This is a genomic window from Pedobacter sp. Bi126 (assembly GCF_918698245.1).
GTDB lineage: Bacteria > Bacteroidota > Bacteroidia > Sphingobacteriales > Sphingobacteriaceae > Pedobacter.
Genome location: NZ_CAKKMS010000006.1, coordinates 51,300 through 64,671, shown reverse-complemented (window position 1 = coordinate 64,671; position 13,372 = coordinate 51,300). Strand labels below are relative to the sequence as shown.

The 13,372-nt window shown below is 41.0% G+C and carries 11 protein-coding genes; 2 read left to right on the top strand and 9 right to left on the bottom strand.

Annotated features, from left to right (window positions below):
• Positions 1-70: 70 nt before the first annotated feature.
• The 8 genes from LQ201_RS20535 to LQ201_RS20500 form a co-directional block, all read right to left on the bottom strand.
• Complete coding sequence (locus LQ201_RS20535) at positions 71-718, bottom strand: response regulator transcription factor (RefSeq protein WP_230145314.1); 648 nt, start codon at positions 716-718, stop codon at positions 71-73.
• A gap of 16 nt (positions 719-734) precedes the next feature.
• Entirely contained in the window at positions 735-1,733 is a 999-nt protein-coding gene (locus tag LQ201_RS20530) for a chemotaxis protein CheB (protein ID WP_230145315.1), read from the bottom strand.
• A gap of 2 nt (positions 1,734-1,735) precedes the next feature.
• Positions 1,736-3,349: a PAS domain S-box protein gene (locus LQ201_RS20525; protein WP_230145316.1), complete on the bottom strand. Its 1,614-nt coding sequence runs from the start codon at positions 3,347-3,349 to the stop codon at positions 1,736-1,738.
• Positions 3,350-3,355: 6 nt separating this feature from the next.
• Positions 3,356-6,292: a CheR family methyltransferase gene (locus tag LQ201_RS20520; RefSeq protein ID WP_230145317.1), complete on the bottom strand. Its 2,937-nt coding sequence runs from the start codon at positions 6,290-6,292 to the stop codon at positions 3,356-3,358.
• 873 nt (positions 6,293-7,165) lie between these two features.
• Positions 7,166-7,672 (bottom strand): RNA polymerase sigma factor, encoded by a 507-nt coding sequence (locus LQ201_RS20515; RefSeq protein ID WP_230145318.1) that lies wholly within the window; start codon positions 7,670-7,672, stop codon positions 7,166-7,168.
• A 176-nt stretch (positions 7,673-7,848) separates the two neighbouring features.
• Positions 7,849-8,211 (bottom strand): response regulator, encoded by a 363-nt coding sequence (locus LQ201_RS20510; RefSeq protein ID WP_230145319.1) that lies wholly within the window; start codon positions 8,209-8,211, stop codon positions 7,849-7,851.
• A 282-nt stretch (positions 8,212-8,493) separates the two neighbouring features.
• Positions 8,494-9,501, bottom strand: a complete 1,008-nt coding sequence (locus LQ201_RS20505) for an SDR family oxidoreductase (protein ID WP_230145320.1) — start codon at positions 9,499-9,501, stop codon at positions 8,494-8,496.
• Positions 9,502-10,632: 1,131 nt separating this feature from the next.
• Positions 10,633-10,989, bottom strand: a complete 357-nt coding sequence (locus LQ201_RS20500; protein WP_230145321.1) for a PleD family two-component system response regulator — start codon at positions 10,987-10,989, stop codon at positions 10,633-10,635.
• Positions 10,990-11,432: 443 nt separating this feature from the next.
• Here LQ201_RS20500 and LQ201_RS20495 point away from each other — a divergent pair, with 443 nt between their 5' ends.
• A complete protein-coding gene (locus LQ201_RS20495) occupies positions 11,433-11,987 on the top strand; it encodes a PAS domain S-box protein (protein ID WP_230145322.1) in 555 nt (184 codons plus the stop codon).
• A 71-nt stretch (positions 11,988-12,058) separates the two neighbouring features.
• Entirely contained in the window at positions 12,059-12,499 is a 441-nt protein-coding gene (locus tag LQ201_RS20490) for a sensor histidine kinase KdpD (protein ID WP_230145323.1), read from the top strand.
• Between the two features lie 141 nt (positions 12,500-12,640).
• On the opposite strand, the gene LQ201_RS20485 is transcribed toward LQ201_RS20490, so the two are convergent.
• Positions 12,641-13,120: a low affinity iron permease family protein gene (locus LQ201_RS20485; RefSeq protein WP_230145324.1), complete on the bottom strand. Its 480-nt coding sequence runs from the start codon at positions 13,118-13,120 to the stop codon at positions 12,641-12,643.
• Positions 13,121-13,372 lie beyond the last annotated feature (252 nt).

Below are 13,372 nucleotides of genomic sequence, written 5' to 3'. Positions count from 1 at the left end.
TGGATATTTAACAGATTTTGTTATGGGTAGATTGCCAGGTTATTTATGACTGGTTACTGCAGGTTTCGGCCTAACTGATGAAGCCGTTGACTACCGCAAAGCGGATAAGTGCAGCGGTATTTTTAGCACCTGTTTTATCGATCAGTGCCTGGCGGTGCCCCTCAATGGTGCGTTTACTTAAAAATAGTTTATCGGCCATTTCGGTATTCGTATATCCTTCGGCGATTAAATGTAATACTTCCATTTCCCTTAGTGAAAAATCGATATGCTGTCCGTTTGTTTCGGGCTGTTGTATGGTCGTTTGGGTGAGTTTATCGAGTAACTTTTCGGCCAGTTCGGCACAAAGGTATTTGCCTCCGCCAGCTACGTAGCGTAGTGCAAAATTTAGTTCGTCCTCGCCTACATTTTTGAGGAGGTACCCTCTGGCACCTTCAATAAATGCCTGGGCAACGTATTTTTCATTATCAAGCATAGAGAGCATCACAACATGAGTAGAAGGGCTCAGTGTTCTGAGCTGCCCGATCAGGCTGATTCCATCCATTTCGGGCATATTAATGTCGGCAATTACAATATCTGCATGCCCACCTTCAGCAAAATAGCTGAGTACTTCGAGGCCATTGTTAGCTTCGGCTACAACCCTTACCTCTCCCTGCGATTCTAAAAGCATTTTAATGCCGTTTCGAACAATGTTATGATCTTCTGCGAGTATTACTTTCAAGGCTTCTATTGTTTAATTATTTAATTTTTTGACGTTCTTTTGCCAACCCTTGCATTACCAGTTTGAGCCTTTCTATGTGTGCCTGGAGCTCCTTGTCTTTGGCTTCCCTCTCCGGTTCGTTTATGCCATTGTCTTTGCGCATGGTATTGTTAAAATTTCTGCGTTCTTCCATCATGCGGATGGCCACCCAAAGGGTTTCTTCTGTTTTGTCGGCATACTCATTATCCAAAAAACTTTCGCTGAAAACATGGCCGGTAAAACAGCGGTAGTGTTTTTCTCCATTCAGATCGTCAATCTGGGTAAGAATCCCTCCGCAATCCGGGCAGGTAAAAGGCGTAAGCTGCCCCAGTTGGGCGGTAGCCGGGAGGCTGGTAGACATTCTGATGGTAATTTCCGATTCCAGTTTCACTTCTTCAGGAACGGCGCCGGCTTCGCATTCATTTCTGGAATACAGGTCGCTAAGGATATAGCCCATTTCTTCAATCTGTACCCGGTAATCAACCTCCATGTTGCTGATCACGTTGTTGGGCATGTCAGGAAATTCGGCACCATCAGGCTCTTGTACAATACAGCGGCCACCGCACTTTTTTATTGCGGCCATTCCAGATGTTCCATCATCTAAAAGGCCAGTTAGTATAATGCCCGTTACGCACGAATCGTAGGCAGCAGCAGCCGTGCGGAACAGTACATCAATAGATGGGCGCCAATGGTTTTCTTTAGCGCCCCGTTTAATTAAAATGTGCCCTTTCTGCAGCATCATATGGGCATCAGCTGGTGCAAGGTAAACCTGTCCGTTGCTTATCGGGGTACCATCTTCCGGTATGCTGATCGGAAGTGGCGAATTTTTGCCAAGCATGTTAAGTACAACATCTACAAGGGCTGCCTTACCTAAATGGATTACAATAAATATAGCAGCATCCAGATCGGCAGGAAGTTTAGAAAGCAGCTTAGACACCGCTGATAGTCCTCCTGCAGATGCACCTATGGTAATAATATTTCTGATATTTTTTGACATGATCACTCTTCTTTAAATTCCGCTGGATCGAAAGAGATGCTAAAACATGCGCCATTGTTGTTATAGGCACTAAATGTACCATTTAACATGGCTACCCTGTTTTTAATTCCCCTTAATCCAGAACCCGTGCGTAAGTGTTTTTCGTTTTTCAGATCAATCCCTTTTCCGTTATCGCATACCGTAATGTTTACCTTTCCATTTTCGGTACATACCGATATGGAGGCCTGTGTAGCACCCGAATACTTGATACTGTTGTTGATCAGTTCCTGGATGATGCGAAAAGCATATAACTGTACTTCGCCCGGCAACTTATCGGCATTCCGGTGTATCTGGTTGTTGATTTTAAAAACGCTATTGCTCAGGCGTTGGCTCATCTCTTTTATGCCGGCTGTAAATCCGAAATCTTTAAGTACAGAAGGGGTAAGTTCGTAAGAGATATCCCTGATTTCGCGTATGGCCTGATCGAGCAGTTTGGTCACATTTCCCATTTCTGCCTTAAGTTGAGCTTCATCTGCTTTTTTAAGGTGGTTGATGTTGAACCTGATGCCATATAACAGCTGACAGATACTATTGTGAAGGGCCGCACTGATTTTACTTCGCTCTTTTTCCTGTGCATCAAGCACGGCCTGTGTTAACAAACGCTGTTGAGCCCGTTTATTCGCCTCTTCAATTTCGTGCGCACGTTTACGTTCAGAAATATCGAATAAAATCCCGGTAAAATAACATTCTTCGCCAGGTTTTGAAATTTCTCTTCCTTTAGCCAGAATTGTTTTTGGCAGCCCTTGGTCTGATTTTAAACGGAACTCCATGTCTATTTCTCTCAGCGTGTTGCTTTTTTCGCATACTGCTCTTATTTTTTCACGGTCTTCACTGATCACCAGCTTAAGTAAACCATCTAAAGTATCATCGAAATCATTGGCATTAAGTGCAAGGATGTTTTTACTAAATTCATCAAAATATACCTTTTTTTTATCGGGCCATATGCTCCATGTGCCCGTAAAAGAGGCTTTTAACGTCTGGTTGAGCCGTTCGGTAGTTTCTTTAAGTACCTGTGCAGCATTTTTTGATTCTGTAATATCTGTTAAGGTAATGTAATACTCAGCTGCATCGGTTTGCGGGTTTTTCATGGCTATTCCTCCCAACTGTGCTTGCATTATCTTTCCATCCGAAAGCCGGATGAGTGTTTCATAACTCCTGGTTTTATCTAAATTGTCCAGTCCTAAAATAAAAGCATAAAAATGTTCCTTTACTTCAGGTAAAATCCAGAAAGAGAAATGTTTGCCTAAAATTGCATCTCTGTGTGTGTGGAGCAGGTTTATGCCTGTATTATTCACCTCGCTAACCGTGCCCAACGCATCGAGAATAAAATAACCAATGGGTGCAGCATCGAAAAAACCGGTGAACCTTGAGCGCTCCATATCGATTGCCCTGTACGATTCACGGAGTTCATCGTTTTGCATATCCACTTCAATTTCGTGGATTTCCAATTCGTTAATTAAAACAGCCATTTCGCTGTCTGGAGGTATTCTTTGTCCAGCAAAATCCCTTTCGGCCAGGAGTTCTTCTGCCTTAGCCCTGAGTGCCGAAAGAATAACTTCTTTTGATGTTTTGCTCACATTTTTTTATTTTTCCTTAAAACTCAGTATCATGATTAAAGTACTCCCTGTTCCTTTTTCCATGATTCTTTCTATTTTAATTTCCAAGTGTTTTAGGCCCAGTCCGTTAAAATGGTGCTGTACATATATTTCTTCACTTGCCGGGGATGAATCGGAGAGCTTGTCAGAGAGAAGATCCATCTGCCACTTATTAATAACAATTTCTGTGAAAGAAAGTTCTCTTATTTCATATTCTTGTATACGGAACATGTTCTGGAACTTCTCATTGCACACCAATACCTTTCGGTCAGCATCCAATACAACAGTAGCCTGAGGATGTAAGTCGGCAGTAGATTGCGCATATTGCAATAAGCCCAGCATCCTCGCATTCATCGATTTTATCGGTGTAATTTTAGTAAACGTAAGTACAGCACCATTGATGAAATTATCCATTGTACGGTAGGGCATAATGCGTAGGTTATACCATTCGCCTTTTTTGGTTTTGATTTCAAGTTCTTTACCCGATAAGGTTGTAATTACTTCATTAATGGTCTGTTCAATAGAAGGATATTCGAAATTTGAAACAATATGGGTAATGGAACGGCCAATATCGGAGGTAATTACATTGAACAGCCTGGTTACCTGAGGGGTAAAACGTAAAATGTTAAGCTGGTTATCGAGAAATATGGTGCCGATCTCGGTATTGTCCAGCAGGTTTTTCATATCATTGTTCAGCTGGGTGAGTTCTTCTGCCTTGTTTTGGTATTGGAGGTTAATCGTCATCAGCTCTTCATTGAGTGATTGCATTTCCTCTTTGGTGGTTAATGCTTCTTCATTGGTGCTCTGCAGTTCCTCATTGGTGCTCTGTAGTTCTTCATTGGTCGATTTTAGTTCTTCCAGCGAGGTTTCCATCTGCTCAATGGTGGTATGCAGTTGCTGTTTGGTATAGGTAAGTTCTTTTTCAAGTTCTTCTACCGCTCCTTCACTGATATTGGATGCAGATTTAGATTTTCGTGCCGTAGATTTTCTAACCAGCCCCTTTTCATAAAAATTAACCAGTAAAAGACCTTGAAGCGCAGGCTCATTAAGGTAGTCTACAGAAAAGCCCATCAGGTAAGTACGGTTGTTTTCTTTGATCCGGATATCGTTTATCTCAACCTTTGTATGGTTGGTCAGGCACAGGTGAATGGCATTTCCCAGTACGTATTTGAGTTCTTCCCTTACCATTCTATGGATATTCATTACCGCCTCGCCGGGATTAAGCTGGATAAACCGGTTTGTTTTGCCGTTGATATAGAGGATTTCGCCCTTATCATTTAATAATAAAGAAGCCGGGGTATAATTTTCGAGCAGAACCTTATTGAAGTTTTCGGCAATTGGATTTTTGGCCGATGCTTTGGTAGTGTTGTCTATTTTGCCCAGCTTATCCTGATTGGCGATGTGGAAAGGAAAATCCAATATTTTTCCAATGGCGCTTACACCTTCTTTACGTTCAAAAATCTTCCATTTCGAATCTATACTGTTAAAAATATCGTTAAAAGCACCCACAGATTCGGCAGGCCCGAGAAAAAGGAGACCGTTTGGCTGCAAAGAGTAATGAAAAACCGGAATAATCTTTTTCTGCAGCTCTGTAGTAAGGTAAATCATCACATTACGGCAACATAGCAGATCGAGCCTCGTAAAAGGGGCATCTTTGATCAGGTTGTGTTGTGCAAAAACAATCATCTCTCTGATTTCCTTTTTTACAGTATAGCCGTTCGGTTTTTTAACAAAGAATCTCTCAAGCTGCTGTGCAGACAATTCTGCAACGATATTTGAAAAATAAAAGCCTGCGCGTGCATGGTCTATCGCATTTGGATCGAGGTCGGTAGCGAAAATCTGCGCTTTGGGCTTCCGCTTCGACTTAAGGTTGTCTAAAAACTCGGTAATGATAATGGCAATAGAGTAGGCCTCTTCACCTGTTGAGCATCCTGCAATCCAGATCCTGATCGGCTCTTCCGGGCTTTTTTGTTCAAGCAAACGGTAAACATGTTCTTTCAGACTATCAAAGGCATGGCGGTCTCTGAAGAATTTTGTTACCCCGATTAAAAGTTCGTTGAACAGGGTATCGATTTCTGCAGGATTTTCCCTTAAATAATTTACATAGCTTTCATAATCTGGCAGCTGATGAAAGGCTATTCTGCGTTCTATGCGGCGTGAAATGGTATTTTTTTTATATAAAGTGAAATCATGTCCGGTTTGCGAACGCAATAACATCAGTATTTTTTGTATGTGTACCTTATTGGTAAGGGGTGAGGTTAATTCTTCGTTTGCTTCACCTACAAGGACCGGATGATTAAGGTACTGAATCAGTTTTAAGGGCATTTCTTCCGGGGGAAGAACATAATCGGCCATGTGTGTTTTAATCGCAGCATAAGGCATGCTCGAAAATTCGGCTGTATCCGGCTCTTGTACCATACCCATACCGAGCTTTTCTTTGATCATTCTCAAACCTGTTTCTCCATCGGCTCCTAAACCAGAAAAGATGATGGCAACAGCCTTGTTCCATTGATCTTCAGCTAAACTCTGGAAAAAATAATCAATAGGCATGTGTGCGCCTTTTGGCCGCGAGGCGCTAAAAAGTAAAAGATGGCCGTTATGAATACCCATATCAGTGCCAGGAGGAATAATGTAAACGTGGTTTTCGCGTACTTCCAAACCATCTTTTGCTGTCAATACCGGCATACTGGTCGATTCCTTGAGCAGGACGGAATAATCCAGTTCTTCGGCTTTATCCTGGTGGACAATAATTACGAAAGCCATGCCGGCATTGACAGGCATATGGGTAAAGAATTTTTGATAGGCAGGTAATGATCCGCTGGCTCCACCCATACCTATAATTGGGAAGGAAGCAGCCTGCTGAGGCGTTTCCCTGTTCAGCTCTGCTGGATGATGTGACTGAGCACCATCTTGGTTTTCTTGCATTTCTTTTATTTTTTTCGCATCTCAATTATCATTGTGAAATGGATAAGGGGAACACGGATACTTGCTATACTGCCCTGATGCCGCATTTTTATTTGCCACCGGGTTTATGGGTCAGATCAAACGCTGGAAAGTCCATGTGTAGCTCCCATAGGATGATTAAAGGATAAATATAAGCGAAATTTCGGGCCAGTCAAAACCTGCACATGTTTGTGCCTAAAATTGTAAAGTTTAGCCTAAAACGATTTACAAAACTTAGAATTATCTAAAATGCCGATCTTGCTGAAAATGAAAGAATAGATAGGGGATCTATTTTTCTGTTTTCAAATTTGGGGGATCAATAGAGATGTTTTTTTAAGGATTTTTAGTGCTAATCGAATTGTTTTTGTGTTAATTATTTGATATTTAAGTTGTTGCGTGTTGTTGTAGAGCGCTTGCCATTTATCTCCTATACCCGATGGGATTTTGGGTATTATTTGTTTAAAATTGGGTATTAATCGCAGGAAGCCGGAGAAATACGGTGTGCAGTGTTTGGAACAGTTGCATCATAAATATAATTGTCATATTGAGGCCTAATTTATCGCATAAAATTCAACATAAATGGTATGAGGGTTTTTAGCGCATTTTAGGTCGTGTTAAATCGTCATTGCGAGAAGGCTTTTTCAGCCGACGAAGCAATCTTTATAGCAAAGATCACTAGCAGGAAAGATTGCTTCGTCGTTCCTCCTCGCAATGACGACCTTTCGTTTAGAATCTGTAAATGGTAGCTTGTCGAAAGACCTGTAAATTATCTTGATAAGCTCCGTAAGAGTCCTTTGGACAATATGACAGCATTTGAGGTGAAAGTTGCCATTGCGATACAGCCTCGTTGGTTAATTATTTTTTATACTGTTTGAGCTGTTTTTTTAACAGTTGCCTGGCTTGGTGTATATGGGTTTTTACCGTGCCAACGGGTATGTCTAGCTCAAGTGCGATTTCCTGGTATTTATAACCTTCAAAATATCTGATAAAGGGTACTGAATAGGCCTTGGGTAACCTTTTTAAAGCGTTTTTAATGTCTTCCATTGCAAACTTGCTCTCCGCCTGGTTTAAAGTTGCACTACCACCGAGCTGCACCGATGAAATTTCTTCAACCTGTACAACATGGTCGCGGTGCCTTTGGTGCTTGCGATAAGTGTTTATAAAGGTATTGCGCATAATTACAAATAGCCAACCCTTTATATTGGTACCCTGATCAAATTTTGAAGCAAAACGTGTAGCCTTTACCAAAGTATCCTGCAACAGATCATTTGCATCATCAAGATCGTTAGTAAATTTCAAAGCGTGTGAGCGCAGTGCCCCTGAATAGAGGCTGATGTTTTGTGAGAATTCGTACTGTGTCATAGGTATATGTTTTTAGGTGTATAAAATCCATCAAAGGATATACCATTTGGCACTGCGGTTTTAGGCTGCCCTGAATTTGAGGGTATAAACCACAGGTAGTGGAAAGTACCCTGTTATTAGCCAGTTGAATGTGATGATTTTGGAAAGTATGCGAAGCGTGAATACCTGTTCTGCCCTTACATGATCAGCATATGAGATTCGATTAGCCGATACATTTCATTTATATCAAACGGTTTCTCAATAAAAGCATCTGCCTGACAATCCCTTATTACTGATATATTGCCGTTGGCAGAGGTAAGGATTACAGGCAAATGGCTGATATCAGGTGTTTCCCTGATCATGCTGCATAACTTTTTTCCGTCTTCATACCCGAGCATGATATCTATGATAATCATATCGGGTATGATGGATCTGATGTTTTCTATCATCTGCCGGCCATTTAAAAAACCAAAGACCTGATAATGGTTGCAGGTTAGGGCAAGCGTTAAGGCATCAAGATTGGATGGGTCATCTTCTATAAGGATAATCTTTTTGGGCATAACCTCAGTTATATGAGAACTGAGATTAAAATTAGATATTATCGTACAGAGGTAACTACCTGATTTATAGTATTAAAGATGTTGTCAGATCCGTATTTTGCGTAATTGATTTGCGGGAAATACGGGGTTGGCTAAACGATGATCTACTTTTTCAATTCTTATTAATACTGCTTCTGGCACAGTTAACGATTACCCATTCTGTTTGCTCGATCCGTCTTTTGGAAAATTCAGATTTTCATCCTTTTTGATCAGCTTTTCCAGCGGTTTCATAAACCTGCCTTTTTAAGGTTGTCCGTTTCCGCCTGCAGCACCATAAATCTGGTCGGTTGAAAAACTGGCATCATTTGCGGCAAGCTGGACATAAATGGAAGCCAGTTCGGCTGGCTGGCCTGGCCTGCCCATAGGTGTATCTTTACCAAATTCTTTAAGTTTTTCGGGCGTTGATCCTCCTCCCATCTGTAACGGTGTCCAAATGGGGCCGGGTGCTACTCCATTTACCCTTATTCCCTTCGGACCCAGTTGTTTGGCAAGTGATTTCACAAAATTTGTAGTAGCAGCCTTTGTCTGTGCGTAATCAAAAAGATCAGGAGAGGGGTCGGTTGCCTGAACAGAGGTAGTACCAATGATTGATGAGCCCGGTTTTAAATGTGGCAATGCTGCTTTGATAATCCAAAATGGCGCGTATATATTTGTTTTGATCGTCCAGTCAAACTGTTCGCTGGTTAAGTCTGCCAGTGATGGGGTACTTTGCTGCCTTGCAGCGTTGCTAATGAGGATATCAAGGCCGCCAAGCTGGCTTACAGCGGTATCTACCAGTTTAGAACAAAATGCTTCGTTTCTGATATCACCAGGAATGGCTACAGCTTTACGACCAGCTTTTTTAATCAGTTCAATTACTTCTTTTGCATCAGGTTCCTCTTGTGGGAGATAGTTTATAGCAACATCGGCACCTTCTCTGGCATAAGCAATTGCGGCCGCTCTACCCATGCCCGAATCGCCACCGGTGATGAGAGCCTTTCTGCCAGCTAGCCTGCCTGAACCTTTGTAACTGCTTTCGCCGTGATCGGGCCTTGGTACCATTTTACTGGCCAGTGCCGGCCAGGGCTGGTTTTGGTGGTTAAAAGGAGGGCGTGGGTATTTTGTTGTGGGATCTTCCAAAGCATTGTTCGGGCCATCATTTTGCTGAATCAAAGTCGCAGCATTTAAATTTGGAGATATGGCCACACCAGCCAGTCCGATACCGAGGCTGCCAATAGCCTCCCGTCGGGTGATTTTATTTTTCTTATCCATAATGAAGTTTTAATTGCTTCATATATAACCAGATCAGATTTTAGTTGGTTTGGTTTTTTTGAAATTATTACATCAGGTTTTCCTCTTTATAACTTGAGCCGCTGCCCGTTCATGTCTCCGTCAATGTCGTTAAGTTAAGCGCTTTTAACCACAGATGCAAACAGGTAAACACGGATGAGGGGTTGAGATAAATCGTCATCTCGACCGCAGTGGAGAGATCTTTTAAACATAGTTAAAGATCTCTCCACTCCGCGTTGCTCCAGTCGAGATGACGCCGATTTTTAGTATCTGTCATTGATGGAAGTTAGAATTTTTGAAATACATCGGAGGGCTGATGATAGGGTTTGGCGTTTCGTCATTCCCAACCCGATTGGGAACCACGCAGTGCTCATGAATGCCTTTGAAGAGAAGAAAGCCTATGAATAATCGTAATGCAAGCGCTTTAAGATTAGCTTTGCTGAGTACTGTGTGGTTCCCGCTTGCGTCTATCGTGTGGACACATCTTTGATGCATGGGTTTTTAGGCGTTATGCTAACCAGCTTTAATCATACACAGGTTTTACCGAAGAACGCAGTCAATCCCAAGGGCCGGAGAAATAAAAAAAACAGGTGCAGAATAGAACAAATAGCATTGCCAAACCTAAAACGTAGTGGTTTTGTGTTCATAAACACTAATTTAAAGTTTTAAAAAAGTATTGAACACAAAACGAAGTGCCGCTGTTTTTTTGATGTGTGTAGGGTTGTGTGAAAGGCCCATTGCTGGATTGACAAAGCGCTTTGGGTACTTTGGCGCTCCAAAGTACCATGCCAGCGCGGCATAGAGCGGAAAAATAAACATTTATTTTCCATCTGACGATTTTTCGGAACATGACGCTGTTAATTACAGGAAAGATGCTGATCCCGAACATTCGGGACAGCATGACGATCGACCTAGGCAACGACGCTAAAAACAAATGTAAATAAACAGAGATGTGTCCATATAATAGGCCTGCGCGGGAAAGACGACCACTCTATCGGAGTATGTAATTGATAGACCGGATTACCTGTAACAGATCCGGCTGCGTTAATCAATAGCTATTTATCCAATCTTGTCTTTTATGCTATTGTACATGATTTTTATCGTTGGTCTTAATCAATGTATTAACCGACGTACCTTGCGGTGAAGTTTAACATAGTCGAATGGCTTAAAGATGATTCCATCAGCCATATTTGGAATCTTTTCGGCCTGCGCTTCAAGCATTGCCGTTATTAACAAAATGGGGATATTTCTGGTTTCAATATTACGTTTTATGGCATTACATAACTCCCTACCGTCGCCTTTATCTAACAGGATATCCATCACGATCAAATCCGGCTGAAAATTTTTGATGGTGCTCAGCAGCTCATCACTATGGTTAATACTCACAACTATAAATGCCTGATCTTCCAATATCATTTGGATAACATCGGCATTACTCTGATCATCGTCTAATACAAGAATTTTTGACATGATTGTTTTATTTTAATATGAAATCCAAAAAAAACTGCCGGCCCTGATCTTTAGCGCAGGAATTAAATGTTGTTGTTCAGCAACGCTGGTTTGTCTAAATGCATTTTAAGGGTGCTTTTCCATATAGCTGTGATTTAAGGTTAAATTACGGCTTTTAAGGTTATTTTAATAGCTTTTAGCTAAAAAGGGGTAGTTTTTGCGGTATCTTACGTAGTTCGCTACCTATTGAGGTATGCTATGATTTTGTATTTTATCCCTGTTTTTAGGGGCTAAGTACGCGAAAAAACAATGTTGCAAACCACATTTTATGCGTTATTTGGCCAATAGTGGGCATTTTTTGTTTTTCTATAATTTGCGATTATACACCTAACACTTAGACCTTAAAAAAAATAATTAAATTGTAAATGGAGCGCCCCATGGGATTATAACGTTTCATCAATTTAATGGAAATCTCAAATCTTCTTGTATATCTTTCTGAGCGTTCGCCCCGGCTTTTCTTTATATTCGATTTAAACGAGGATAGATTTATCTACATGAACCCATCTTGCATGACCTTCTTCGGTTTAGCGTCTATAGACATACGTTCGAGGCTTTTATTGCATATGGTACATCCCGAAGACCGGCGTTATGTACTTTTCAAGTTAAGAGAATGTACAGATGGGAATACGGTAACCGATGTTGAATGCAGGATACAGCGTTCTGATAACGAGCGCTGGTTGAGCACAACGCCTTATTTACTCAGTGAAAACGGGCAACATCTTTTGATTGGGATTGCTGAAGATGTTACCAATTACAAGAAAATTGCCGAAGTACTCAATAACCACAATAGTAAAAAAAATGCCATACTTAATATTCTCGCACATGATTTGGCCGGGCCTATAGGTGCCATTGGCAATATTTCGGACCTGCTGGCAAAGGGTGCCAGAAGATTTGAAGATCCTTCCATTGACCGTTACATCGCGTTGATTGACAGGATTACTAAAAAAGCCTCAAATTAATTCGCGACTTTCTGAACCAGGAGTTTCTTGAGACAGCAGGTGTACAACTGGTTAAAAAAAGAGTAGAATTGGTGAGCAAGATCTCCCTGGCTGGCCAGGAATATTTCGATATGCAGGACGGTTTACAGATTACTTTTTCCTGCCGTTCAAGTAAAGAGCGTATTTTTGCCGAAATTGATGAAGATAAATTTATGCAGGTGATCAATAACCTGATTTCCAATTCACTTAAATTTACCCCGAAAAACGGAAACATAGACGTCTATCTCACAGAGAGCAAAAAACAAATTCTAATTACAGTTGCTGACAACGGAATCGGAATTCCGAAAGAATATCACGCTACACTTTTTGAGAAATTTACCAATGCCCGCAGGAACGGTTTAAACGGCGAACAGTCTACAGGCCTTGGCATGTCAATTATCAAAACTATTGTTGAATGGCACAAAGGGAAAATCTGGTTTGATAGTGAAGAAAACAAGGGAACAAAGTTTTATATTGAACTTCCGAAAGTATAAGCCCTTGCTATGTGAGTTAACACTTACCTTTTTTGGCCTGCAAAGCGCCGTACCAAACTTTTAGCCCCTTATTATTGAGAAAAGCTGAGCTTTTAATCCCATCCCGATTGTTAATTCAGATCATTACATATGGAAAAATGGCTAAGGTTTACCATTTTTTTTATTTTTAGCTAGCCTGGGCGTACCTGTTAATTTTTCTTCTGAAAGTTTTTTTGCAGAATCAATTGAATGGGAATGGTGGATATCTTCTCCTTTTTCTGCCATATCGGAAAGTTTCGCATAGTATTTATGCAATACATCAAGTTCTGCCTCCGAGAGGTCTTCAATATCGACCATGCGGTTACTGGCATGTCTGCTGGCCGCCAATAACTCATTAAGTTTTAACTGTATGGCCTTTGAGTCTTTATTCTGGGTTTTTTGGATCAGAAATACCATTAAAAAAGTAATAATTGTTGTTCCGGTATTAATGACCAGTTGCCAGGTATCCGAATAGTCGAAAATAGGGCCGCTAATGCCCCAAATTAGAATAATGCCAACAGCTATGGTAAAGGCGCTTGCACTTCCGGTCCAATAGGTAATCTTGTCAGATATACGTTCAAAAAAGTTTTGCTTGTTTGTCATATTCTTTAGTATTAGTCTAAGGGTTTGTTTTTTTATATAAACAGGCGAAGATTTCAGATGGTTTTCTTTTTTGTTTTCTCTTGCTGTCCTTTGGGACATAAATCCCCAGGCCATCCCTTTTTTAAGGTGCTCAAAATATGATAATACTGTGCCTGCTTAGAAACATTTAATCGGATGTTAAGCAGTATTGTAACCACATACCTTAACTGTTAAATAAATCAAACCTGTAGCAGTTTTACCTTGTTTATTTAA

Excerpts from the sequence above, each read along its gene's own strand:
- LQ201_RS20495 (WP_230145322.1), top strand. The coding sequence starts at position 11,433 with ATGGAAATCTCAAATCTTCTTGTATATCTTTCTGAGCGTTCGCCCCGG.
- LQ201_RS20520 (WP_230145317.1), bottom strand. The coding sequence starts at position 6,292 with ATGCAAGAAAACCAAGATGGTGCTCAGTCACATCATCCAGCAGAGCTG.
- LQ201_RS20510 (WP_230145319.1), bottom strand. The coding sequence starts at position 8,211 with ATGCCCAAAAAGATTATCCTTATAGAAGATGACCCATCCAATCTTGAT.
- LQ201_RS20505 (WP_230145320.1), bottom strand. The coding sequence starts at position 9,501 with ATGGATAAGAAAAATAAAATCACCCGACGGGAGGCTATTGGCAGCCTC.
- LQ201_RS20530 (WP_230145315.1), bottom strand. The coding sequence starts at position 1,733 with ATGTCAAAAAATATCAGAAATATTATTACCATAGGTGCATCTGCAGGA.
- LQ201_RS20515 (WP_230145318.1), bottom strand. The coding sequence starts at position 7,672 with ATGACACAGTACGAATTCTCACAAAACATCAGCCTCTATTCAGGGGCA.
- LQ201_RS20485 (WP_230145324.1), bottom strand. The coding sequence starts at position 13,120 with ATGACAAACAAGCAAAACTTTTTTGAACGTATATCTGACAAGATTACC.
- LQ201_RS20500 (WP_230145321.1), bottom strand. The coding sequence starts at position 10,989 with ATGTCAAAAATTCTTGTATTAGACGATGATCAGAGTAATGCCGATGTT.